General features: G+C 59.3%; 25 protein-coding genes. 10 read left to right on the top strand and 15 right to left on the bottom strand.

Translation table 11 applies throughout. The features are described from left to right. Positions 1-38: 38 nt before the first annotated feature. From ttcA to FHT84_RS04330, 4 genes are all read left to right on the top strand, one after another. Complete coding sequence (gene ttcA, locus FHT84_RS04345; RefSeq protein WP_113251364.1) at positions 39-926, top strand: tRNA 2-thiocytidine(32) synthetase TtcA; 888 nt, start codon at positions 39-41, stop codon at positions 924-926. A gap of 73 nt (positions 927-999) precedes the next feature. Beyond that, entirely contained in the window at positions 1,000-1,827 is an 828-nt protein-coding gene (locus tag FHT84_RS04340) for an inositol monophosphatase family protein (RefSeq protein ID WP_113251365.1), read from the top strand. A gap of 16 nt (positions 1,828-1,843) precedes the next feature. Then, positions 1,844-2,668, top strand: coding sequence for an inositol monophosphatase family protein (locus FHT84_RS04335; protein ID WP_112339956.1), 825 nt, complete (start codon positions 1,844-1,846; stop codon positions 2,666-2,668). A gap of 118 nt (positions 2,669-2,786) precedes the next feature. Then, complete coding sequence (locus FHT84_RS04330) at positions 2,787-3,716, top strand: adenylate/guanylate cyclase domain-containing protein (protein WP_113251366.1); 930 nt, start codon at positions 2,787-2,789, stop codon at positions 3,714-3,716. Between the two features lie 117 nt (positions 3,717-3,833). Here the strand turns inward: FHT84_RS04330 and FHT84_RS04325 are convergent, their stop codons facing one another. The 3 genes from FHT84_RS04325 to grxD all read right to left on the bottom strand — a co-directional run bounded on the left by FHT84_RS04325 (position 3,834) and on the right by grxD (position 6,839). Then, the gene (locus FHT84_RS04325) at positions 3,834-5,117 is read right to left on the bottom strand and encodes a multidrug effflux MFS transporter (protein WP_183761373.1); all 1,284 of its coding nucleotides are present in this window, start codon (positions 5,115-5,117) and stop codon (positions 3,834-3,836) included. 13 nt (positions 5,118-5,130) lie between these two features. Continuing rightward, positions 5,131-6,363 carry a multidrug effflux MFS transporter gene (locus tag FHT84_RS04320; protein ID WP_169645105.1) on the bottom strand — a complete coding sequence of 411 codons (1,233 nt, stop codon included), beginning with the start codon at positions 6,361-6,363 and terminating at the stop codon, positions 5,131-5,133. 140 nt (positions 6,364-6,503) lie between these two features. Further along, a complete protein-coding gene (gene grxD, locus FHT84_RS04315; RefSeq protein WP_112334744.1) occupies positions 6,504-6,839 on the bottom strand; it encodes a Grx4 family monothiol glutaredoxin in 336 nt (111 codons plus the stop codon). Between the two features lie 384 nt (positions 6,840-7,223). Here grxD and FHT84_RS04310 point away from each other — a divergent pair, with 384 nt between their 5' ends. Together FHT84_RS04310 and FHT84_RS04305 are read left to right on the top strand one after the other, a co-directional pair. Further along, a complete protein-coding gene (locus FHT84_RS04310) occupies positions 7,224-7,526 on the top strand; it encodes a hypothetical protein (RefSeq protein WP_112339952.1) in 303 nt (100 codons plus the stop codon). A 216-nt stretch (positions 7,527-7,742) separates the two neighbouring features. Then, a complete protein-coding gene (locus FHT84_RS04305) occupies positions 7,743-8,942 on the top strand; it encodes a hypothetical protein (RefSeq protein WP_113251368.1) in 1,200 nt (399 codons plus the stop codon). On the opposite strand, the gene FHT84_RS04300 is transcribed toward FHT84_RS04305, so the two are convergent. The 4 genes from FHT84_RS04300 to FHT84_RS04285 form a co-directional block, all read right to left on the bottom strand. Then, positions 8,928-9,161, bottom strand: a complete 234-nt coding sequence (locus FHT84_RS04300) for a BolA family transcriptional regulator (RefSeq protein ID WP_004108912.1) — start codon at positions 9,159-9,161, stop codon at positions 8,928-8,930. The genes FHT84_RS04305 and FHT84_RS04300 overlap by 15 nt on opposite strands. 15 nt (positions 9,162-9,176) lie before the next feature. Then, positions 9,177-11,408, bottom strand: a complete 2,232-nt coding sequence (purL, locus tag FHT84_RS04295) for a phosphoribosylformylglycinamidine synthase subunit PurL (protein ID WP_113251369.1) — start codon at positions 11,406-11,408, stop codon at positions 9,177-9,179. 170 nt (positions 11,409-11,578) lie between these two features. Then, complete coding sequence (locus FHT84_RS04290) at positions 11,579-12,181, bottom strand: acyloxyacyl hydrolase (RefSeq protein ID WP_112339949.1); 603 nt, start codon at positions 12,179-12,181, stop codon at positions 11,579-11,581. 120 nt (positions 12,182-12,301) lie between these two features. Beyond that, on the bottom strand, positions 12,302-13,720 hold the full coding sequence (locus tag FHT84_RS04285; protein ID WP_169645096.1) for a PLP-dependent aminotransferase family protein: 1,419 nt from the start codon (positions 13,718-13,720) through the stop codon (positions 12,302-12,304). 105 nt (positions 13,721-13,825) lie between these two features. Here FHT84_RS04285 and FHT84_RS04280 point away from each other — a divergent pair, with 105 nt between their 5' ends. Then, a complete protein-coding gene (locus FHT84_RS04280) occupies positions 13,826-14,071 on the top strand; it encodes a DUF1127 domain-containing protein (protein ID WP_113251371.1) in 246 nt (81 codons plus the stop codon). Between the two features lie 39 nt (positions 14,072-14,110). Here the strand turns inward: FHT84_RS04280 and FHT84_RS04275 are convergent, their stop codons facing one another. From FHT84_RS04275 to FHT84_RS04250, 6 genes are all read right to left on the bottom strand, one after another. Further along, on the bottom strand, positions 14,111-14,644 hold the full coding sequence (locus tag FHT84_RS04275; protein WP_113251372.1) for an AAA family ATPase: 534 nt from the start codon (positions 14,642-14,644) through the stop codon (positions 14,111-14,113). An 81-nt stretch (positions 14,645-14,725) separates the two neighbouring features. Then, on the bottom strand, positions 14,726-15,133 hold the full coding sequence (locus tag FHT84_RS04270) for a hypothetical protein (RefSeq protein ID WP_113251373.1): 408 nt from the start codon (positions 15,131-15,133) through the stop codon (positions 14,726-14,728). Between the two features lie 123 nt (positions 15,134-15,256). Next, positions 15,257-15,928, bottom strand: a complete 672-nt coding sequence (gene purQ / locus FHT84_RS04265; protein WP_113251374.1) for a phosphoribosylformylglycinamidine synthase subunit PurQ — start codon at positions 15,926-15,928, stop codon at positions 15,257-15,259. 103 nt (positions 15,929-16,031) lie between these two features. Then, entirely contained in the window at positions 16,032-16,274 is a 243-nt protein-coding gene (gene purS, locus FHT84_RS04260; RefSeq protein ID WP_112339946.1) for a phosphoribosylformylglycinamidine synthase subunit PurS, read from the bottom strand. Positions 16,275-16,291: 17 nt separating this feature from the next. Continuing rightward, positions 16,292-17,056, bottom strand: coding sequence for a phosphoribosylaminoimidazolesuccinocarboxamide synthase (gene purC, locus FHT84_RS04255; protein WP_112339945.1), 765 nt, complete (start codon positions 17,054-17,056; stop codon positions 16,292-16,294). Between the two features lie 265 nt (positions 17,057-17,321). Next, on the bottom strand, positions 17,322-17,876 hold the full coding sequence (locus FHT84_RS04250) for an alpha/beta hydrolase (RefSeq protein WP_112339944.1): 555 nt from the start codon (positions 17,874-17,876) through the stop codon (positions 17,322-17,324). Between the two features lie 170 nt (positions 17,877-18,046). Here FHT84_RS04250 and FHT84_RS04245 point away from each other — a divergent pair, with 170 nt between their 5' ends. Both FHT84_RS04245 and FHT84_RS04240 read left to right on the top strand, forming a co-directional pair. Next, positions 18,047-18,853: a DUF2189 domain-containing protein gene (locus FHT84_RS04245; protein ID WP_112340018.1), complete on the top strand. Its 807-nt coding sequence runs from the start codon at positions 18,047-18,049 to the stop codon at positions 18,851-18,853. A 127-nt stretch (positions 18,854-18,980) separates the two neighbouring features. Continuing rightward, positions 18,981-19,421, top strand: coding sequence for a low affinity iron permease family protein (locus tag FHT84_RS04240; RefSeq protein WP_112340017.1), 441 nt, complete (start codon positions 18,981-18,983; stop codon positions 19,419-19,421). Positions 19,422-19,432: 11 nt separating this feature from the next. On the opposite strand, the gene FHT84_RS04235 is transcribed toward FHT84_RS04240, so the two are convergent. Then, positions 19,433-20,014: a hypothetical protein gene (locus FHT84_RS04235; RefSeq protein WP_246698470.1), complete on the bottom strand. Its 582-nt coding sequence runs from the start codon at positions 20,012-20,014 to the stop codon at positions 19,433-19,435. A gap of 119 nt (positions 20,015-20,133) precedes the next feature. Here FHT84_RS04235 and FHT84_RS04230 point away from each other — a divergent pair. Continuing rightward, a protein-coding gene (locus FHT84_RS04230) for an IS5 family transposase (protein ID WP_112343172.1) occupies positions 20,134-20,903 on the top strand; the annotation gives its coding sequence in 2 pieces (ribosomal slippage) (positions 20,134-20,445 and positions 20,448-20,903; 768 coding nt in all). Here the strand turns inward: FHT84_RS04230 and purB are convergent. After that, positions 20,900-22,201: an adenylosuccinate lyase gene (gene purB / locus FHT84_RS04225; RefSeq protein WP_112343171.1), complete on the bottom strand. Its 1,302-nt coding sequence runs from the start codon at positions 22,199-22,201 to the stop codon at positions 20,900-20,902. The genes FHT84_RS04230 and purB overlap by 4 nt on opposite strands. Positions 22,202-22,225: the final 24 nt, after the last annotated feature.

Here is a 22,225-nt window from a genome sequence, read left to right as displayed (position 1 = left end):
TTCTGCTATCAGCGTGGCGAGATGCAAGGAATGACGCAATGAATATCGCGACCACGGTGAAAGACGACATCGATATCGAGGCTGAAGATGGCGGCTCTGCCGTTCATCCGATGTTTTTCGATGCGCCGCGTTCGGTCTCCTTCAACAAGCTTCGCAAGCGCCTGTTGCGGCAAGTGCGCCAGGCAATGGAAGACTTCCAGATGCTGAAGGGCCAGAAGCGGTGGCTGGTCGGCCTTTCCGGCGGCAAGGATTCCTACGGTTTGCTGGCGCTGCTCCTTGATCTGAAATGGCGCGGCTTGCTGCCGGTAGAGCTGATCGCCTGCAATCTCGATCAGGGGCAGCCGAATTTCCCAAAGCATATCCTGCCCGAATACCTCACGAAGATCGGTGTCACGCATCGCATCGAGTATCGCGACACCTATTCCATCGTGAAGGAGAAGGTGCCGGAGGGAGCAACCTATTGCTCGCTCTGTTCGCGCCTGCGCCGCGGCAATCTCTATCGCATCGCCCGCGAGGAAGGTTGCGATGCGCTGGTGCTTGGCCATCACCGCGAGGATATTCTCGAAACCTTCTTCATGAACTTCTTCCATGGCGGCCGCTTGGCTTCCATGCCCGCAAAGTTGCTCAACGACGAAGGCGACTTGATGCTTCTTCGTCCGCTCGCCTATGCCGCGGAGGACGATCTTGCCAAGTTTGCCGCGGCCATGCAGTTTCCAATCATCCCCTGCGATCTCTGCGGCTCGCAGGACGGATTGCAGCGTAATGCCATGAAGGACATGCTCGCCGATATCGAGCGGCGCATGCCGGGCCGCAAGGATACGATGCTGCGCGCCCTGGCGCATGTGAACCCGTCGCACCTGCTCGATCCAAAGCTGTTCGATTTTGCGGGTTTGATGACGCAGGGTTCTTCGAGCGATCCAGCGTAAATTCAGGGCTTTTGCCACACCGATGTCATCGAATCGGGCATAAGAGGAAGCCCTTTCAAAACGGAGGCTTCCGATGACCTTCTCCGATGCTGATTTCGACTATGTGATGACGATCGTTGCAGAAGCGGCGTCAAAGGAGATCATGCCGCGCTTCCGCAATCTGGATGCCGGCGACATATCGGAAAAGACCTCGGCTATCGACCTCGTGACCGAGGCCGATCTACTGGCCGAAAAGCATATCACCACGGCGCTGAAGGCGCGCTTCCCGGCTGCCCTTATCGTTGGTGAAGAGGCCTATGAGGCGGACAAAACAGTTGTGCCTGCTCTGGCGCATGCGGAGCTTGCCTTCGCTATCGACCCGGTAGATGGCACATTCAATTTCGCTGCCGGCCTGCCGGTCTTCGGGACGATACTGGCAATTGTCGCCAATGGTGAGACCATCGGCAGCATCATTCATGATTCCGTACTGGGCGACACCGTTACCGCCATGAAGGGCGGCGGCACTTTCCTGCGCCGGAGAACGGGACAAGTGAGGCGGCTTTCCGTTGCCAGACCCGCGCCCTTAAGCGCCATGACGGGCGCCATATCCTGGGGGCACATGGACGAACCTGACCGGTCCCGCATCAGCGCCAACCTGTCCAAGACCCGCATGGCATTCTCGCTGAATTGCTCAGCTTATGAATATTGGATGGTGGCTTCAGGCAAATGCCATTTCATCGGCCATTGCAAGCTTATGCCATGGGATCATCTTGCCGGCGTGCTGGCGCATCAGGAAGCCGGCGGCTATACCGCCAAATTCGATGGTACGCCCTACAGGCCCGGTGAAACCGTGGGCGGCATTATTTCTGCGCCGGATGAAGAAAGCTGGCAGATGATTCGTCGCGACATCATTGGTGCCTGATGGGAAAGGACAAAGCATGACATCGCTTGTTGACGTTACCACGCTTGCTCATGTGCTGCGCCGCGCGGCACAGACGGAGATCCTGCCGCGTTTTCGCAGGCTTGGCAGCGACGATATCCGCGCCAAGAGCGAGGCGACGGATCTGGTGACGGAAGCCGACGAACGTGCAGAGCGCATGATCAAGGCCGAGGTTTCGCGGCTCTGGCCCGAGGCGCTGTTCGTCGGCGAGGAATCGGTTGCCGCCGATCCGTCGTTGCTTGGCAAGCTGGCGGATGCCGATCTTGCCATCATCGTCGATCCAGTCGACGGCACATTCAATTTCGCAGCCGGCATTCCGGCTTTCGGTGTCATGGCCTCGGTCGTCTCCAAGGGAGAAACGGTTGCCGGCATCATCTTCGACCCGATGGGCGACGACTGGGTGCTGGCAGAGCGCGGCAGCGGCGCATGGCTGCGGCGGCCGGACGGCGAGACGCTGCGTCTCAACGTTGCGCCCTCCGTCGCGCTGGAAGAGTTGGTCGGCATGGCGGCTACAGGCTTTTTGCCCAAGGAAAAGCGCGCCGAGATCATGGGTAATCTCGCCAAGGTACGCTACACGACCTGCTATCGGTGCGCGGCCCACGAATACCGCACGCTTGCCGGCGGCTATGTGCATTATCTCATGTACAACAAGCTGATGCCCTGGGATCATCTGGCGGGGGCGCTGATCTCTGCCGAGGCTGGCGCCTATGTCCGACGTTTCGACGGCTCTCCCTATTTGCCGCACCACCTCGACGGCGGGCTGCTGATTGCGGCGGACAAGGATACCTGGGAATTGCTACGGCGTGAGGTCTTCACCCTCTAAAGCGGGTTTCGCGGTTGAATTGCCGACGGTGCCCTACTTGGAAAGTGCCGGCTGGAGGGCTATCTTCGCTGTAACAGGCAAGAGCCCTGGTCGGTGCTTGCCGCGAGGATGAAGACAAATGTCCGAGACGAGCCGCAAGCTGACCACCATCTTCTGCGCCGACGTGCAGGATTATTCGCGCCTCATGGGCAGAGACGAGGAGGGGACACTTTCGACCCTTCGTCGTTACCGTGAGGCGATGAAACGGCTGATCGAAGCGCATGGCGGGCGTGTCATCAACACCTGGGGCGATGGCGTCTTTGCCGAGTTTCCGAGCGTCGTCGAAGCTGTGCGCGCTGCGATCGACACGCAGAACGAGCTTGCCGGCTACAATGCAGTGACCGATCCCGACAAGCAGATGCTCTTTCGCATCGGCCTCAATCTCGGTGATGTGATCGCCGATGGCGACGATCTCTATGGTGACGGCGTCAATATTGCCGCTCGGCTGCAGTCGCGCGCTGCTCCGGGTGGCATTGTCATTTCCAACACCGTCTATGATCAGGTGCGCAATAAGGTGGCGGTCGGTTTCGATTTTCTCGGGCAGCTCGAGGTCAAGAACATCGAAGGCGGCGTGCCAAGCTATGCAGTGCGGATCGGCGGCGTGCAGGTTGTCGACACCACATCCGGTTATCGGTCGGCCCAGGAGCCGGCTCCAGTGCGGGCGCCCGAAGCGGCGATGCGGGAATCCGTGCCGCAGGACTGGCGGCGGAGCTACGGTGTTGCTCTAGTCGTGTGCATCGGCCTAGCCGTTCTTAACGGGTTGACCTGGGATGGCGAATTTTGGGCGAAATGGCCCATACTCGCGATTTTGTGGGTCAACGCGTATCGTTACGTCCGTAGCAACCCGCAGATCGATATGGCGATCGCGAGCCTTGTCATCACAGGTATCGGGATCGTTACCATCAACCTTTTCACCTGGCACGGAACACCATGGGCGATGTGGCCGCTCTTCGGGCTTGCGATCGCTGCGGCTGTGCGCTGGGTCAGTCGGCCGCGCAGCGGCGCCTAGAGCAATTCCAGGAAAAGTGCGCAGCGGTTTTCCGTCCGGAATTGCGTGAAAAAAGAGATAGAGCGGTTCAGAGATTCCGTGAAAACTGAACCGCTCTAAGGAAGGAAGGCACGTCGTTCAGACATGCCCCATGCCCGGCTCCAGCGCCGGTGTATCGCCGGGATGAGTGAAGAGCTTGCCACGTTCCGCCCAAAGCGTCGCGACGATCGATAGCGCACCGAATACAGTGAAGCCGGCGAGCAGCGGTTGCGCGGTGCCATCAAACATCTGACCGACGATGCCGCCGATGAGAACGCCGACCGTCGTGGAGATCGAGCTGGTGATGGCGGCTGCCGTGCCCGCAAGATGCCCCATCGGCTCGAGGCTGATCGCCATGCAATTGGTGGTGATCACTGCAAACATCATCAGCATCACCGAGACCAGTACATAGATGAAGGTGAAGCTCGGCTGGCCGAACATGCCGACGATGTAGCCGATGGCGCCTAAAACGGTGAAAATGATCATGGCGGCATGAGAAATACGGCGCATGCCGAAGCTGCGGACGAAATAGCCATTGGCGAACTGCGCCACGGCGGTGCCGGCTGCCGTTGCCGCAAAGGCGATCGGAAACGTGTCCCCAAGGCCGTAGACTTCACCGAAAACCTGCTGCACGGATACGATGTAGGCACAGATGATGCCGGTATAGAGCGTCAGGCCGATCGTGTAGCCGCAGGTGATGCGATTGGTCAGCACTGTCTTGAAGCCGGACAGGACAGAGGCGACCGAAAGCGGCAGGCGTTCCTCGGCTGGAAGCGTTTCTTTCATGCGGAAGAAGGCGACCAGGAACAGGCCAGCGCTGACGATGCCGAGCAGGATGAAGATCCATTGCCAGTTTGAATAGGCAACGATCATCTGGCCGACGAAAGGGGCAACCATCGGCATGATCATGAAGACGATCATGACATAGGACATGACGCGGGCCATTTCGCGCCCGCCGAAGCAGTCGCGCACGATGGCAAGCGTCGTGATGCGCACGGCTGCGGCGCCGACACCCTGGGCGAAGCGCAGGACGAGCAGCGTGAAGAGATTGCCGCTCCAGGCCGCCGCAAACAGCGTCGCCGTGTAGAAGGCGAGGCCGCCGAGCAGGATGCGCCGACGGCCGTAAGTGTCCGACAGGCTGCCGAAAAACAGCTGACAGATGCCGAAGCCGAGGAAGTAGACGCCGATAACGAGCTGAGTGTCATTCGAGTTGGCGACATGAAGCGATTGGCCGATGTTTGGCAGTGCCGGCAGCATGCTGTCGATGCCCATGGAGATGCTGGCCGTCATCAGGGCGATCAGCAGGATGAATTCCACGATGCCGAGGCCGATGCGGCTGGAGCCGGACTGTTCCGGCTGGTGAGACTGAGGCGCGGTTGTCATTTGAATATGCCTGTCAATGCAAAGCGAGGGACTGGTCGGCCGGAGGGGGCGCATTATGCGGGCGGAAGAGGCGACCCCTTTCGGCAATCAGCACGAACATCAAACCGATCAGCGAGACGGTGAAGTAGCCGATGACCATCGGCGTCGCCGTACCGTTGAAATACTGGCCGATGCCGGCGCCGATCGATGCGCCGCCGACCGTGCTCATGAAGCCGAGCACCGAGGAAGCGGTTCCGGCGACATGGCCGAGCGGCTCCATGGCGAGCGAGTTGAAATTGGAGCCGATCCAGCCGAACTGGAACATCGCCAGCGCGAAAAAGATCATGAAGAGCGGGAAGGGCATCGGCGCCGGGCCGTAAAGCTGGACGATCATCCAGATGAAGGTGACGACGGAGAAACCGAGCAGCGCCGCATGCGACAGACGCCGCATGCCGAAACGGCCGACGAGTTGCGAATTGATGAAGGATGACAAGGCCATGAACAGCGCCACGCCGCCGAAGGCGACGGGCGTGTAGACGCCGAGTCCGTAAATGCCGCTGTAGATCTGTTGAGCCGAGTTGATGAAGCCGAACAGCGCCCCAAACAGGAACGTGCTGGCAAGGGTGTAACAGAGGGCCACCCTGTTCGTCAGCACGATGCGGAAACCCGCGGCAACGGATTTGACCGTCAAAGGCCGGACGTTTTCCGGTTTCAGCGTTTCGGGAAGCCGGAAGTACATCCAGAGACCGACAAGTGTCGCCATCGTGCCGATGAAGACGAAGATCATGTGCCAGGTGCTGACCAGCAAGATGATCTGGCCGCTTCCGGGCGCGATGACGGGCACGATCATGAAGACCATCATGATCAGCGACATGACCTCCGCCATCAGACGGCCGCCGAAGACGTCACGAACGATCGAAATGGTGATAACACGTGTCGCCGCCGATCCGAGACCCTGGATGAAGCGCAGGAGGAGCAGGCCTGCAAAAGACGGGATAAGGGCAATGCCGAAAGCGGAGATGACGTAAACGGTAAGGCCGATCAGCAGGGGCGGGCGGCGGCCGAAGCGATCCGACAGGGGGCCGTAGATGAGCTGCGCCGAGCCGAAGCCGATGAGATAGGCCGTCACCACATATTGCCGATGATTCTCGTTTATCACGCCAAGGCTGGAGCCGATCTGCTGCAAGGCGGGGAGCATGATGTCGATCGCGAGCGAATTGATCGCCATCAGGAAGGCCGCGAGCGCGATGAACTCGCGTTTGCCCATGGGCAGCTGCCCATGGGACATAGCCTGGGATGTAGTCGTCACGGTTTTATTCCCATAAACATGTCAAGGCGCCGCCCGATGGCAGCGCCTTTTCGATCCAATTGAACTATGGAAACCGGACGGGGGAGCCCGGTGCCCGTTCAGGCGGCGCCGCGAACGCTGATGCCGTGTTCCTGGAGGTGCTGCTGCAACTCGCCCGCCTGGAACATTTCGCGTACGATGTCACAGCCGCCGATGAACTCGCCCTTTACATAGAGCTGCGGAATGGTCGGCCAGTTGGAATAGTCCTTGATGCCCTGACGAATCTCGGCATCGGCAAGGACGTTGACGCCCTTATAGTCGACGCCGATATAATCGAGAATCTGGACCACTTGGCCTGAGAAGCCACATTGCGGGAACTGGGGCGTGCCCTTCATGAAAAGAACGACGTCGTTGTTCTTGACTTCGTTGTCGATGAATTCGTGAATACCGCTCATTGTCCAGTTCCTTTCACATGCGGGGTCAAGGTCCGCAGCGTTAAATCTGTTCCTTAAATAGCAAGCGCCAGGCGCGATTTCCAGCGGCAAAACGCAGGCTTTTCCTTTTTCATCGCATGAATGGATTTCCAGCATCAGCTGTTAAGAAAGATGGTCGAAACGGCTCATTGGCAATCTTTTCTGAACAGTGCGTTTTGAAAACGCCTCTTCAACTCCAAGCCTGAACAACACAAATGAAAATTTCAAGCAAGGGACGATTAATATTAGGCCGCTACTTAATTTACAAACGGCCGGTATGTTTGTTAGAGTTTGTCGATTGATGCGATTTGGCGCGTATCGGTCCCTTGTTGACATTGCATTCGTATTTTTGAGGGAGCGGACACCATGAGCCACCATCACTATTCCGACGGGCAGGTTGGTGAAGAGCGGGAATTTTACAGTTCGGAGGAAAGAAGCGAGGGCGAGCGGGAATATTATGAGCATGTGCGCACGCCAAGGGCTTCCATTCTGAACAGTGCCGTGACCGTCTGTGCCATCGTGCTCGTTTTGAGCATTGCCTTCGGCTACCGCGCTTCGACTGCTCCAACACCGCAACCAGCGGTGCCGCCGATCGTCCAAAAAATCATGATCGCGCCGCCGGCGGACCCCTGTGCAGACAGTTCTCCCTATCCTGGCCGCGAATGCTGAGGTCGCCTTCTTGTCACCGTGCGGTACAGCGGCGAGTCGGGTGACATCTATAAGCGTTCTTCTTTCCCGACAACGGCCACGACCTTAAACACTTGATTTCAATCTTTTTATGTTGAGATGAATTGTGGGCGCCGCCATGAAAAAGCCCGCAGCTCGTGGTTTTGGCGATTTCCAGTATTTTCGATGCCGCTCGTGCGCCCAGGGACAGACTGCCAGATGAATAATATCAAGAAGAGGGTGGTTCTCCACTTCCCTGGTTTCGAGCCGTTGGATGCAGCAGCGCATCGGGCTCGCTACGGGCGTTCGGCGCAGCAGAGCGCCGCAGTCTGGGATTTTTCGGTTTCCGTCGACGAGCTGAAAAATTTCGGCCGGGCACCCTGTTTCGATGTGACCGCAACGGCTGCGGATTGGCAGACGCAGAGCCGCATTCATATCGTCGATCACAACGATCTTGTCTCCGCCTTGAACGGCAGGCCGTTCTTTACGCGGCTCATGCAGGGATATCTTGCCGCCGCAAGGGTTGCCGTTTCGGGCGGGATGGTGGGTTATTTCCGTCACGCCTGGCGCTTCGGCCTGTTTTTCGTCTTTCCCTTTCTGTTGATGCTCGCGGGGCTGTCGATCAGCCTTTCCATCGCCTTCACGCCGTTCGTATTCGGCCTGCCGGCCTGGAGCCATATCGGCAGCATCGCGCTGGCCGTCGCATTCTTCGTCTATATATTTCTGCCGCAGGCGGAGAAGTTGCATACGCTGCATCTTTTCTCCGACTGGGAAATGGCGGTGGCCATGGCGGGACTGAACGGGCTCGGCGCCAAGCAATGGCTGGAGGCGAGCGCGATCAGCGTGCGTCAGGCCCTGGATGAGCCCGATATCGACGAATTCGTTATTTCCTCACATAGCATGGGCTCGTCCGTTGCCACTCATGTGATCGGCCTGCTGCTCGAGCGGGAGCCGGAACTATTGCAGGGCAAGCGCGTGGTATTCATGACGCTCGGCAGCGCCATTCTGCAATGCGCCCTCATGCGGCCGGCATCCGAGCTGCGCTCGCGTGTCGGGCTGATCGCACGTTGCAAGGAGATTTTCTGGCTCGATGTTCATTGTCTGACCGACGCGATTCACTTTTACAAGGCGAAGGTCGCCGCCGTTTGCGGGCATACGGATGCGGCGCAGGCTTCGATCCTCTTCGTGCGTTTCAAGCAGATGCTGTCGCAGAAGCATTACAGGAAGATCAAGCGCGATTTCCTGCGGGTTCACCGGCAATATGTCCTCGGCCCCGATGTGAAAGCCTTCTTCGATTTCACGCTGATGACGGCCGGTCCGCTGCCGGTGTCGGATTTCGCTGAATTCTCACCGAAGAGATTGCCGGAGCTGAGCTTCAACTCCGGCGAAGAGGCGCAGGCGCTCTCAGTCGGGCGCTGACGTCTGCAGCGCCAGGGCGTGCAGCACACCGCCCATATTGCCCTTCAGGGCATCATAGACCATCTGGTGCTGCTGCACGCGGCTCTTGCCGCGGAAGGCTTCCGCGACAACTTCGGCGGCATAGTGATCGCCATCCCCGGCCAGGTCGCGAATCGTCACCTTGGCGCCGGGAATGCCGGCCTTGATCATGTCTTCGATATCGCCGGGGTTCATGGGCATGAGTGGTACCTCGATTTATTCAGCAGCGGCAAGCGAGCCGCCATCCATGAAGGCAGGAAACCACGATTCATGCGCCTCGCGCAACTGTTCAACCGGAAGCGTTAACAGGCCACTGATGGCAAGCGCATCGCCGCCGACTGTTCCAAGACGGCGGAAGGGCACTCCGGCGCTTTCCGCATTGATGCAGACGAAATCGGCGACATCGGCCGGAACGGCGATGACATAACGGGCCTGATCCTCACCGAAAAGCGCTGCATGCGGCAAAGTTTTGCATTCCGCGAGGTCGACACGCAGACCCTTGCCGGATGCCATTGCCACTTCTGCGAGTGCCAATGCCAGTCCGCCGGACGATATGTCGTGGCAAGCCGTGACCTGGCCGTTGCGGATGGCGGAGCGGACGAAATCGCCGTTGCGGCGCTCGGCAAAGAGATCGACTTCCGGAGCAGGGCCATCGGTCGAGCCGACGATATCGCGCAGATAGATCGAGGAGCCGAGATGGCTGCCGTCGACACCGATCATCAAAACGTGGTCACCTTCCGAAGCGGAGCCGATGCGGGCCATGGCCTTCCAATCCGGCAGCAGGCCAACGCCGGCGATGGTTGGGGTCGGGAGGATCGCGACGCCATTGGTCTCGTTGTAGAGCGAGACATTGCCCGAAACGATCGGGAAATCCAGCGCGCGGCAGGCTTCGCCGATGCCTTTAACGGCGCCGACGAGCTGGCCCATGATTTCGGGCTTTTCCGGATTGCCGAAGTTCAGATTGTCGGTCGCAGCCAGCGGCTCGGCGCCGGTCGCCGTGATGTTGCGCCAGCATTCGGCCACGGCCTGCTTGCCGCCTTCGAACGGATCGGCTTCGACATAGCGCGGCGTCACGTCGGAGGAGAAGGCGAGAGCCTTGGTCGCATGGCCTTCGACGCGGACGACGCCGGCGTCACCGCCGGGAAGCTGCAGCGAATTGCCCTGGATAAGCGTGTCATATTGCTCATAGACCCAGCGGCGGCTGGACTGGTTGGCGGAGCCAACGAGCGTCAGCAGAGCCTGACCGTAGTCTTCCGGGGCTGCGACGAGATCGGCCGGCAGGGCTGCGCGCTTGTCTGACTCGCGCCACGGGCGGTCATATTCCGGTGCCTGATCTCCGAGATCCTTGATCGGCAGATTGGCGACTTCTTCGCCCTGATGGATGACGCGGAAGCGCAGATCATCCGTCGTCTTGCCGACGATGGCGAAATCCAGACCCCACTTGACGAAGATCGCCTTGGCGACGGCTTCCTTTTCCGGCTGCAGCACCATGAGCATGCGCTCCTGGCTTTCCGACAGCATCATTTCATAGGCCGTCATCCGCTCTTCGCGCACGGGCACCTTGTCGAGATCGAGCTCGATGCCGAGGTCGCCCTTGGCGCCCATTTCGACGGCGGAGCAGGTGAGGCCGGCGGCACCCATGTCCTGAATGGCGATGACGGCACCCGTCTGCATCAGTTCCAGGCAGGCTTCCAGCAGGCATTTTTCGGTGAAGGGGTCGCCGACCTGAACGGTCGGGCGCTTTTCCTCGATCGATTCGTCGAATTCGGCGGACGCCATGGTGGCGCCGCCGACGCCATCACGGCCGGTCTTGGCGCCGAGATAGACGACCGGCAGGCCAACGCCCTTAGCTTCCGACAGGAAGATCGCATTGGACTTGGCAAGGCCGGCCGCAAAGGCGTTGACCAGAATATTGCCGTTGTAGCGCGCATCGAATTCGACTTCGCCGCCGACTGTGGGAACGCCGAAGGAATTGCCGTAGCCGCCCACACCGGCGACGACGCCGGATACGAGATGGCGGGTCTTCGGATGATCCGGCTCGCCGAAACGCAGGGCGTTCATGGCAGCGATCGGGCGAGCGCCCATGGTGAAGACGTCGCGCAGAATGCCGCCGACACCGGTCGCAGCGCCCTGATACGGCTCGATGTAGGAGGGGTGGTTGTGGCTCTCCATCTTGAAGACGACGCAATCGCCGTCATCGATGTCGACCACGCCGGCATTCTCGCCCGGACCCTGGATGACGCGCGGTCCCTTGGTCGGCAGCGTGCGCAGCCACTTCTTGGAGGATTTGTACGAGCAGTGCTCGTTCCACATGGCGGAGAAGATGCCGAGCTCGGTAAAGGAGGGCTCGCGGCCGATCAGATCCAGAATGCGCTGATATTCATCCGGCTTCAGGCCGTGGGCGGCAATCAGTTCGGGGGTGATCTGGATCGAATTGGAAATGGTCATGGGCGCTCGAGTGTCCTTGCCTGTAAAGGATTTGAAGACCGGTCAGGGATCGGGGTCTCTTTAGCGCAACTCTCCCTGTCGTGCGACAGGAAAATCACCGGCGTTCACAACACGCCGGCATTGATGCTGGAGAAGTCGGTTGCGCGGCCATTGAAGGTCGCGCGAGATCGTCAGAATTTATAGCCAACCATGACGCCTGCGCGCGTCATGCCGCCATTGGGACCATCGCAGAGATTGGCATGCGACGCATGCGCGATCTGCGCCATCACGTTCCAATGGCTGTCGAAGTTATAGCCGAGGCCGGCATATTCGTGGAACAGCAGGCGGCAGCCGAGCATCGGGCCATGATCCTGCCAATCGTGGAGATTGCCGGTGTGCACCGTGCCGCCGAAGCCGACTTCCGTGAAGATGCCGTTGCTATGCGTGAGTGTCCAGGAAAGGCCACCATAGACCTGGGTCGCCGACCCTCCGGTGCCGATCGAAGTTCCCAGATGAATACGCGGATGGGTCAGCTGGTCTTTCCAATCCGCGGTCGGATTGTAACCAAACGGATTGAACAACACCTGGACGTCCGGAAAGACGCCATTTTCGTGATCATATCCGCTCTGAACCGATCCGCTCGCGCCAAATCGCAATTCATCGAAGATCTTGGCTTGAGGGGCAACCGCAACCGTGTCTGCGGCGGTTGCGATGGATTGACCTGCTATGAATGCGGAACTGATTACCAGAAAACTCGTAACTAAACGCTTGCTTAAATAGCCTGCAATAGCCATGCACTCCCCCTGGTGTGGCGGGCGAATCCTGACTTATTGATAGAATGGTAGCGTTCTAAGAGTCGAGATGATGCAATAGTATTTCCGCAAGATGTCCGTCGATAAATTGATAAGACTTGCTTAAATGTGACTATCGTATGTCGATGAACCGTTTTCCAACAACCTACGCAATATTATGAAGCCGTCTGCAACATCTTCTCGTTGCGGTGGTGAGGAGAAGGCGATGCGGACCCTGTGGAAAACCCGTTCGATTCGTGCTGCCTTGAATTCGTCTTCGTCATCGATCAGCACCCCCTCGGCGAGGGCGGCGTTCTTGAATGTGCCCGAAAGCCAGGGCTCGGGTAGCTTCAGCCATAGGAACGGCAGATGCGGATGCGAGTTGAACTCGAAACCGGCGAGCGCCTCGCGCGCGATCAATTCGCGCGCCCTGATCTCCTCGACCGATTTACGGCGCAGTTCCAGTGCGTGACCGCCAAGTACGAGCCGGGCGCAGGTCTCCGCCAGAATAAAGGGCAGGCCGCCGGTCGTCATCTTGTGGGTGACCTTGATGCGCTGGGCAAAATGCGGCGGGCAGGCGACCCAGCCGCCGCGTACCCCCGCCGTCACCGACTTCGACAGGCTGCTGACCACGAAAGTCCGTTCCGGCGCGATGGCAGCCATAAGCGGATTGGGGTCACCGGTCATGCCGCCATAGAGGTCGTCCTCGATCAGCCAGACGCTGTGCCGGCGCGCGATGGCGGCGATTGCCCGGCGTCTGGCTTCCGGCATCGTCACCAGCGTGGGATTATGTGCCGTCGGCATCACGAAGGCGAGGCGCGGATGCTGCTGCTGGCAAAGGCGCTCAAAATCCTCCGGGATCATGCCGTGCTCGTCTGAATCCACCAGGATCGAGCGGCGCCCGAGCAGGCGCGCGGCGCGGCTGATCTGCGTATAGGTCAGGTTCTCGAAGACGATCTTGTCGCCCGGCGACGTGACGGCCGAAATGACTGCGATGGCGGCGGCGTGGGCGCCGAGCGTCGGCACGATCGTCTCGATTGCCGGCTGCCAGCCGTTGCGGGCGAGCCAGATTTGTCCCGCCTGGAACCAGCTTGCCGGGAAATTCCGGGAATAGGAGGAAATTTCCGTCTGATGCTCGCTGCTGATGTCGGCAAAGAGCCTGCCGATGATTTCGCCCTGGCCAATGTCGGGCGCCGCGGTCGTGTCGAAGCGTATCTTCGCTTCCGGCGTATTCAGGCCGCGCGTGCCGGCAAGCGCCTGAGTGATCGGATCGACGAGCTCGATCTGCTTGCCGTTCGAGCGTTCCAGCACATAAGTGCCGCGGCCGACTTCGCCGGCCACGAGGCCGCGTTCATGCACGAGCGCATAGGCCCGGCTTATGGTGCCGATGGTGACGCCGATGTCGTAGGCAAGATTGCGCTGTGGCGGCAGCTTGGTGCCGGGCGGCAAAACGCCATGGGTAATCGCGTGTTCGATGGCATCGGCGACGCGGATATAGACCGGGCCGGTTCCGCTGGAAATGTCAGGAAGCCAATTTGTCATAAGGACAATTTCCTAGATTGTCTCTGTTATGGAGTCAAGCGTATGAGTCAATTTGTATCGTTTGGCTCGATGCGCGAAAATTGTCACCATCATGTGAGAATGAAGATGAGTACAATAGATGCAATCTGCGCGACCAAGGCGCAAGACGCGTCCTCGGCAGGCGTAAAAGTCCGGACGGCGCAGCCAAGGCCGCATCCGGTGCTTCGGCTTTGGAATATTTATCTGCATTGGCTGGAAAAGCGCGAGAGCCGCTGGGTCCTGCGAGACCTGACGGATGATCAGCTGCGCGACATCGGCCTGACGCGGCTCGAGGCGGCGACGGAAGCCAAGAAGTCGTTCTTCTGGGATTGAACGGGCGGATAAACCTGGGCAGCCCTGCCTGTCCGCCGCCTATTCGAGGTCCAGAACGGAATATATGAAGCCAGCGCGTTCCTCGATGCCGATCTTCGGCAGGACATGCACCTCATAGCCGAGCGCGGGATAGGCGGCGGTCAATCGGTCGTATTCCGCAACCGCCGCCGTAAAATCGTGCCTTCTTTCGCGATCGCCGACATAGATTTCTGGCCATGGCGGGGTCAGGAAGACATGCCTGTTGGAGCGGTGCAGTTGACCGAGTGCAGCCAGCACGGGCTCGCCCGTCAAATGCTCGAGAGCCGATGCGGCGTCGATCAAGCCTCTGTCGAAGAAGACAATCCCCGGAAACGCTATTGCTTTCTCGCGATCTGCGAGCGACATGGCGATTGCCCGGCGCGCGAATGCCGGTGCATCGACCCATGGCAAAGCGGAGCCGCCGCTTTCCAACTCCTCGACGACGATGCGTCGCCCCGGCTCTTCGATAGCCTGGTGCCCGCGGCGCTTGAGCGCTTCCAATAGGGTGGATTTTCCACCTCCCGAGCAGCCGGAAAGAATGACAAACCTGTCCATGACCATGATCCCTGAGAGTGAGGGGACGTCATGCGCCGTTGTAATTGTGGCTCAGGCGGAAAACAGCCTCGGGCCTTTGGCCTAGCTGCAAGCCTTGGAGCCACCAGCCCAGCGATTGACGTCGCCGGTGATGCGGCCACCGGAGGCACCCGACATCATCGGACCGAAGGCCTGCAATTGTGCGGGATTGCCTTCCGCTTGCACGACGAGCGACGGCCGGCCGGTCGGGTGTTTCTTGTCGACCACAAGAATGCGCGGGCGACCGGTAAAGGAGTTGAGCTCCGGAGAGAGCTGATAACCAGCGAAGGCCGGGTCCGACGACTTGAACCAGCAGGCGCTGGCATTGAGCATGACACGTTCCATCGTCGACAGGGCGCTGTGATCCGTCGCGGTGATGGCCGGCGGCCGCGGGCCGCACGAAGTTACCAGCAGCCCAAGCGTCGCGATGGCGGCGGCGGAATAAAGTCCTGTCAGGAGGCGAGGGCGCATCAATCTCTTTCCAGTGAGGCGGTTAGGGCTGTTCTGCCGAGGTCTGCCGGATCATGGTTCGGCGCCGTGCCGTTTTATGCGAAGGCGCCAATTTCTTGGTTTCGATATAGGATCGGCCCGGTGTCAGGCGGCGACCACACCGAGCGCGGAGGCGAACAATCCGCGGCCGTCGCTGCCGCCATGGGCGGCTTCGATCAGGTTTTCCGGATGCGGCATCATGCCAAGCACGTTGCCCTTGGCGTTCATCACGCCGGCGATGTCGTTGACCGAGCCGTTGGGGTTCGTGCCTTCAGCGTAGCGGAAGACCACCTGGCCGTTGTCTTCGATCGCCTTCAGCGTCTCGGCATCGGCGAAATAGTTGCCGTCGTGATGTGCGACCGGGCTCCGGATGATCTGGCCCTTGGCGTAGGCGGCGGTGAAGTCCGTCTCGGCATTGACGACTTCCAGCTTCACTTCGCGGCAGACGAATTTCAGCGAGGCGTTGCGCATCAGCGCGCCAGGCAGCATGCCGGCTTCGAGCAGGATCTGGAAACCGTTGCAGACGCCCAAAACCTTGACGCCCTTGTCGGCCTTGTCCTTGATCGCCTGCATGATCGGCATGCGGGCGGCAATTGCTCCGCAGCGCAGATAATCGCCATAGGAGAAACCGCCGGGAATGACGATCAGGTCGACATCAGGGATTTCGGTTTCGGTCTGCCAGACCGTCACCGGCGCATGACCGGAAATCTTGGTCAGTGCCGCTATCATGTCGCGATCGCGATTGAGGCCGGGGAGTTGGACGACTGCTGATTTCATGATGCTGGTCCCGCAATAGGCGAAGAGTAATCGCTGGAATGGGCTTCGTGAGCCATACCCCATTGCCTCAGGCAAAGGAAGCACGGCTCGCGAAAGAGGACAATCAGTCGATCGAAATGCTGAAGTTCTCGATCACCGTGTTGGCGAGAAGCTTCTCGCACATGGCCCTGAGGTCCGCCTCGGCCTTGCCCTTGTCGGCACCTTCCAGCTCGAGGTCGAAGACCTTGCCCTGGCGGACCTGATGGACGCCGTCAAAGCCGAGAGCGCCGAGCGCACCTTCGATTGCCTTGCCCTGCGGATCGAGAACGCCGTTCTTCAGCGTGACGGTTACACGAGCCTTGATCACGATTGTCCTTTCTGAACTTACTTGACGAGAACCGGGCCCGTGCCGCGCACGGGTTCGTTTTCATTGATGATGCCGAGGCGGCGCGCCACTTCGGAATAGGCTTCCAACAGGCCGCCGAGGTCGCGGCGGAAACGATCCTTGTCCATCTTCTCCCGGGTTTCGATGTCCCAGAGACGGCAGCTGTCCGGTGAGATCTCGTCTGCCAGAATGATGCGCATCATGTCGCCTTCGAAGAGGCGGCCGCATTCGATCTTGAAATCGACGAGCTGGATGCCGACGCCGAGGAAAAGGCCGGTCATGAAATCGTTGACGCGGATGGCGAGTGCCATGATGTCATCGAGTTCGGCCGGATTGGCCCAGCCGAAAGCCGTGATGTGCTCCTCGGAGACCATCGGATCTTCGAGTGCGTCGGACTTGTAGTAGAACTCGATGATCGAGCGCGGCAGCACGACGCCTTCCTCGATGCCGAGGCGCTTGGCGAGCGAGCCGGCGGCGACATTGCGCACGACGATCTCGAGCGGAATCATCTCCACTTCCTTGATCAGCTGCTCGCGCATGTTGAGGCGGCGGATGAAGTGCGTGGGAATGCCGATCTTGTTCAGATGGCTGAAAATATATTCGCAGATGCGATTGTTCAGAACACCCTTGCCATCGATGACTTCGTGCTTCTTCTTGTTGAAGGCGGTGGCATCGTCCTTGAAGAACTGGATCAGCGTGCCAGGCTCAGGCCCTTCATAAAGGATCTTGGCCTTGCCCTCGTAAATACGGCGGCGACGGTTCATTGGTATTGTTCTCTGTCTTTGGCGCTTACGGTATAGCGCAAGTGGATCATATGTGGGCGTCCCCATAACGGATAAGAAGCGAATTCACAATCCGCCTGCGCCTCCTTCCTCGGAATTCCGGCCTTGACGGGGTGCCAATGCTGGGAATCGGGATCCTTTGCTAGCCTGTTTTACAGGCTTTTATCTGACGATGGAATGAAGGTGCCTGCTACTTCACAGGCTAGTGAGGCGAGGCGTGCTTCTACCCACCGTTGTTCCACCGCAATCAAGGCTTCAGCTGGCTGAGGAATTTGGCGAAGACCATCGTGCCTTCAGGCCAGGGACCATGCCCGGATTCGGTATTGATATGACCGGCTTCACCGGCATCGATCAGCAGCGAACCCCAGCTGCTGGCAACATCATCCGCATGCTCATAACTGCCGAAAGGATCGTTGCGGCTTGCAATGGTAACAGAGGGAAACGGCAGCGGATCGCGCGGATAGGGACCGAAGGTCATCAGATGCTTCGGCCGGATATCCGGATTGGCGACATCGGGCGGTGCAACGAAGAAGGCGCCGGCAATCTTGTTGCGGAAATGCGGGATCGCATGGATCGCCGAGGGGACGCCGAGCGAATGCGCGACGAGGACAACGGGCTTATCCGAAGCGTTCACTTCCTCGGCAATGCGGGCGACCCAGTCATCGCGCACCGGCTTCGACCATTCCGCCTGGTCCACGCGCCGCGCGGTCGAGAGCTTCTGCTCCCAGCGCGTCTGCCAGTGGTCGGGGCCGGAATTCGTATAACCGGGAATGATGAGAATGTTTGCGTCGGAGGCTTTCATGATTGCGCCGATGTGGAAAAGGGGAGCTCAACTGTCAAGTGAGAAAGGCGACAATTGCGGCAAAATTTGCTAATATCGCGGCTGCCGGTAGCGAATGAGGATGTCGGCAACCAATTTTGCCGCCATTTGCGCCGCCAGCCGAGCACATCGAGGTTGAGGAGGAGAGCATCATGACGGCCTTTCACGTCATGGCAGGAGCGGACCATACATTCAGCCGCCCGGCCATCCGCAAGATCGGCATTGCTGACCTCGTCGATGCCCTGAAAATGGGGCTGGACGACTTCAGCGAAAAGCCATCGCACTATGTGTTCCTGTGCCTGATGTATCCGATTGCAGGCATTGCGCTTGCGATCTGGAGCACGGACCAGAACCTGCTGCCACTGCTGTTTCCATTGATGTCAGGCTTTGCCCTGCTGGGTCCCATCGCGGCAATCGGCCTCTACGAGATCAGCCGACGGCGGGAGAAGGGGCTGGATACGTCATGGAGCCATGCTTTCGAGGTCCGTTTCTCACCAGCCTTGCCGTCGATCATCGTTGCCGGCCTCTTGCTGTTCGGCCTTTTCATCGTCTGGCTCTTCGTGGCGCAGAATCTCTACTTCTTCTATTTCGGTGATGGCGCGCCGCCGAAGCTCACATCCTTCGTGTCGACTATCCTGACCACGCCCGAAGGCATAGCGATGATGTTCTGGGGCAATCTCCTCGGCTTCATCTTTGCGCTTGTCGTGCTGGCGACCACGGTCGTTACCTTCCCGCTGCTGCTGGACCGCGATGTCGGCGTCGTGGCCGCGATCGACGCCAGCATCCGGGCGACGCTGATCAATCCGATACCGGTGGCGGTCTGGGGCCTGATTGTGGCGGCACTGCTGGTGATCGGCACGATTCCGATCTTTGCGGGGCTGGCCGTGATCATGCCCATACTCGGGCATGCCACCTGGCATCTCTATCGCAAGCTTGTGGTGCCAGCCGAGCCTCACTAGGCGCCGGCTTGTCATTGGTTCCCGTCTCCTAGGCGGGAACCAGCGTGACCTTGCAGCGTTGATCTGCGTCTATCCCGGGAACTGGAATAGTTCGAGAGATAGGTGGGTTCAGCCGAGGATGAGGTTCATGGCAAGGCTTAAACATATCTTCGCTCGTTTCGCCACGGTGGTTTCAGAAGGGGCGGGAAAACCGGTTGTTTTCATACTGGCGCTGCTGTCGGTCGTCGTCTGGGGCTTGACCGGGCCGATCTTCAGCTTTTCCGAGACTTGGCAGCTCATCATAAACACAGGCACGACGATCATCACCTTCCTGATGGTCTTTTTGTTGCAGAACGCGCAGACGCGCGATACGCGTGCCATCCAGGCCAAGCTCAACGAACTCATCCTGACCAGTGCCGCGGAGAATCGCTTCATCGGCATCGAGAACCTGGACGAGGAGGATTTGAAGCATCTCGACCGTCTGGTGGAGAAGGCGGCCAGGCGTGACGACAACAGCAATAGAGGATCGCCGCAAAGGTCGGTCCGCCGGAAAAATCAGACGCGAAACGTAGAGGCGCCGAGCCGATAGACTCCAGTCGCCTAACGCTCCTGTCGCGCCTGGATCACGTAACGGTCGTGCATGTCCAGCTCGCCGGGATCGACCGATACGACCGACCGAACCCCGGTCTCGGACACGAGAATGAACGAGTAGGGGTCCGAGGTGGCGTCATCCGCAAGAAGCAACGATCTGCCGAGCAGTCGTGCAAGGCGTGCGCCACTTTCAATGATATCGGGCTGTTGAAGATCCCCCGAAAGATAGATGGTCACGATTTGCGAATAGGCGTCTTCCGATGCGCCACCGACCACGCAAGTGACGGGCGCATCGCGCATTTCGCCGATGTCGTGGACGATGTCCACGCTCTGCGTGCGCAGATCAAGCATCGCCGCGATGCGGCCTCTCAGCAGGTCATCGTCCGCCGGATGTTCCAGAACTGCGTCGAACCAGATCATTGCCTGCACACTGCGTTGGAATAATACTGCCGGGATCTTATCCGCAAAACAGGAGAAGCGGCGCGTTTTCCGCGCCGCTTCTTCAAAATCAGATCGATGGCCGTGCGAGCCTAGAGCCTTCTCGCTTTTCTTCGAATCGCGAAAACGCTCTATCCATTTGTATTTGCGCAATTCCGGACGGAAAACTGCTATGCACTTTTCCTGGAATTGCTCTAGGTCACATACCCATAAAATAGTTTTGGATTTGAAGAATTTGTGATTCTCATTGTCTCTGAGGCTTGGAGGCAGTGATGGCGCGCTTTGATTTGACGGATTTCGAATGGTCTGTGATCGAACCTCTTCTGCCGACCAAGGTTCGGGGTAAGGCCCGCGTTGATGACCGGCGCGTCTTGAATGGGATTTTCTGGCGGCTGAGAACTGGTGCGCCGTGGGCGGATATTCCAGCGCGCTATGGCCCCTATACGACCTGCGTAAACCGCTTTAACCGGTGGCGTCATGCGGGGCATTGGGGGCGTATTCTCGACGCAATATCAGAAGCTTACGATGGCGATATCCAGATGATCGACAGCTCGTCAATCCGCGTTCACCAACATGCTGCCAACGGTCAAAAAAAGACGAGCGATCCGGTTGCATGGGTCGCTCGCGCGGCGGGCTGACAACCAAAATTCATGCTCTTGTCGATGCCGATGGTCGACCGATCCGCTTAAAGCTGACAGCCGGCCAGGCCCATGACGGACGCTCGGCGACCGATATGTTGGCGACTGTCGGGGCCGGTCAAACACTTCTGGCTGACCGCGCTTATGACAGCGACAGGCTGCGACAAGACCTCAAAGCACGCGGAGCATGGGGCTGTATCCGCCCCATGCCAAACAGGGTCAATATTCCCGACTTCAGCTCATGGCTTTACAAACAACGCAACGCTGTCGAGCGGTTTTTCAATAAACTCAAACACTTCCGAGCTATCGCAACCCGATACGACAAACGCGACGACAATTTCCTCGCATCGATCCAGCTCGCCTCAATTCGTATCTGGCTACGATCTTATGAGTCGGTGTCCTAGCCGAAAACCCGCTTGAAGATCGTGTCGACATGCTTGGTGTGGTAGCCAAGGTCGAATTTCTCGCGGATATCCTCTTCGGAAAGCGCTGCGCGCACTTCCTGGTCGGCCAGCAGCTCCTCGAGGAAGTCCTTGCCTTCTTCCCAGACCTTCATGGCGTTGCGCTGGACGAGCCGATAGGAATCCTCGCGGGAGACGCCGGCCTGGGTCAGCGCCAGCAGCACGCGCTGTGAATGAACAAGCCCGCGGAACTTGTTCAAATTCTTCATCATATTGTCCGGATAGACGAGCAATTTGTCGATGACGCTGGTGATGCGGGCGAGCGCGAAATCGAGCGTGACGGTCGCGTCCGGGCCGATCATGCGCTCAACGGAGGAGTGCGAGATATCGCGCTCGTGCCATAGGGCGACGTTCTCCATGGCTGGGATGGAGTATGAGCGGACCATGCGGGCAAGGCCCGTCAGGTTTTCCGTCAATACCGGATTGCGCTTATGCGGCATAGCAGACGAGCCCTTCTGGCCCGGAGAGAAATATTCTTCGGCTTCCAGAACTTCGGTGCGCTGCAGGTGGCGGATTTCGGTGGCGAGACGCTCGATCGAGGAGGCGACGACGCCGAGCGTGGCGAAGAACATTGCATGACGGTCGCGCGGGATGACCTGGGTGGAGACCGGCTCCGGCTTCAGGCCTAGGGCGGCGGCGACATGTTCCTCAACGCGGGGATCGATGTTGGCGAAGGTGCCGACCGCACCGGAAATGGCGCAGGTGGCGACTTCCTCGCGAGCCGCGATCAGGCGCTGCTTGCAACGCTCGAATTCGGCATAGGCAAGCGCCAGCTTGACGCCGAAGGTTGTCGGTTCGGCATGAATGCCATGCGAGCGGCCGATGGTGACCGTATCCTTGTGCTCGAAGGCGCGCCGCTTCAGGGCTTCCAGAAGCTTGTCGATATCGGCAAGCAGCAGGTCGCTGGCGCGCACGAGCTGGACGTTGAAGCAAGTATCGAGCACGTCCGAGGAGGTCATGCCCTGGTGAACGAAGCGGGCGTCCGGTCCGACGATTTCGGCCAGATGCGTCAGGAAGGCGATGACGTCGTGCTTGGTGACGGCCTCGATCTCGTCGATGCGGGCGACATCGAACGTGGCCTTGCCGCCCTTTTCCCAGATGGTGTCCGCCGCCGACTTCGGGATGACGCCGAGAGCTGCCAGCGCATCACAGGCATGGGCCTCGATCTCGAACCAGATACGGAACTTGGTTTCGGGCGACCAGATGGCGACCATTTCCGGTCGGGAGTAGCGCGGGATCATGGGCTCAAAGCTTTCTTGGCTAAT

The sequence above is a fragment of the Rhizobium sp. BK289 genome, from assembly GCF_014193575.1.
Taxonomy (GTDB): domain Bacteria; phylum Pseudomonadota; class Alphaproteobacteria; order Rhizobiales; family Rhizobiaceae; genus Rhizobium; species Rhizobium tropici_C.
Note: the sequence above shows the minus strand (reverse complement) of the source record. Positions and strands in the feature narration are given on the sequence as shown.

Excerpts from the sequence above, each read along its gene's own strand:
- ttcA (WP_113251364.1), top strand. The coding sequence starts at position 39 with ATGAATATCGCGACCACGGTGAAAGACGACATCGATATCGAGGCTGAA.
- FHT84_RS04340 (WP_113251365.1), top strand. The coding sequence starts at position 1,000 with ATGACCTTCTCCGATGCTGATTTCGACTATGTGATGACGATCGTTGCA.
- FHT84_RS04310 (WP_112339952.1), top strand. The coding sequence starts at position 7,224 with ATGAGCCACCATCACTATTCCGACGGGCAGGTTGGTGAAGAGCGGGAA.
- FHT84_RS04275 (WP_113251372.1), bottom strand. The coding sequence starts at position 14,644 with ATGGACAGGTTTGTCATTCTTTCCGGCTGCTCGGGAGGTGGAAAATCC.
- FHT84_RS04240 (WP_112340017.1), top strand. The coding sequence starts at position 18,981 with ATGGCAAGGCTTAAACATATCTTCGCTCGTTTCGCCACGGTGGTTTCA.
- FHT84_RS04300 (WP_004108912.1), bottom strand. The coding sequence starts at position 9,161 with ATGCCCATGAACCCCGGCGATATCGAAGACATGATCAAGGCCGGCATT.
- purL (WP_113251369.1), bottom strand. The coding sequence starts at position 11,408 with ATGACCATTTCCAATTCGATCCAGATCACCCCCGAACTGATTGCCGCC.
- purQ (WP_113251374.1), bottom strand. The coding sequence starts at position 15,928 with ATGAAATCAGCAGTCGTCCAACTCCCCGGCCTCAATCGCGATCGCGAC.
- FHT84_RS04280 (WP_113251371.1), top strand. The coding sequence starts at position 13,826 with ATGAGTACAATAGATGCAATCTGCGCGACCAAGGCGCAAGACGCGTCC.
- FHT84_RS04245 (WP_112340018.1), top strand. The coding sequence starts at position 18,047 with ATGACGGCCTTTCACGTCATGGCAGGAGCGGACCATACATTCAGCCGC.
- FHT84_RS04285 (WP_169645096.1), bottom strand. The coding sequence starts at position 13,720 with ATGACAAATTGGCTTCCTGACATTTCCAGCGGAACCGGCCCGGTCTAT.
- FHT84_RS04320 (WP_169645105.1), bottom strand. The coding sequence starts at position 6,363 with ATGGGCAAACGCGAGTTCATCGCGCTCGCGGCCTTCCTGATGGCGATC.
- grxD (WP_112334744.1), bottom strand. The coding sequence starts at position 6,839 with ATGAGCGGTATTCACGAATTCATCGACAACGAAGTCAAGAACAACGAC.
- FHT84_RS04325 (WP_183761373.1), bottom strand. The coding sequence starts at position 5,117 with ATGACAACCGCGCCTCAGTCTCACCAGCCGGAACAGTCCGGCTCCAGC.
- FHT84_RS04250 (WP_112339944.1), bottom strand. The coding sequence starts at position 17,876 with ATGAAAGCCTCCGACGCAAACATTCTCATCATTCCCGGTTATACGAAT.
- FHT84_RS04335 (WP_112339956.1), top strand. The coding sequence starts at position 1,844 with ATGACATCGCTTGTTGACGTTACCACGCTTGCTCATGTGCTGCGCCGC.
- purC (WP_112339945.1), bottom strand. The coding sequence starts at position 17,056 with ATGAACCGTCGCCGCCGTATTTACGAGGGCAAGGCCAAGATCCTTTAT.
- FHT84_RS04270 (WP_113251373.1), bottom strand. The coding sequence starts at position 15,133 with ATGCGCCCTCGCCTCCTGACAGGACTTTATTCCGCCGCCGCCATCGCG.
- FHT84_RS04330 (WP_113251366.1), top strand. The coding sequence starts at position 2,787 with ATGTCCGAGACGAGCCGCAAGCTGACCACCATCTTCTGCGCCGACGTG.
- FHT84_RS04290 (WP_112339949.1), bottom strand. The coding sequence starts at position 12,181 with ATGGCTATTGCAGGCTATTTAAGCAAGCGTTTAGTTACGAGTTTTCTG.
- purB (WP_112343171.1), bottom strand. The coding sequence starts at position 22,201 with ATGATCCCGCGCTACTCCCGACCGGAAATGGTCGCCATCTGGTCGCCC.
- FHT84_RS04305 (WP_113251368.1), top strand. The coding sequence starts at position 7,743 with ATGAATAATATCAAGAAGAGGGTGGTTCTCCACTTCCCTGGTTTCGAG.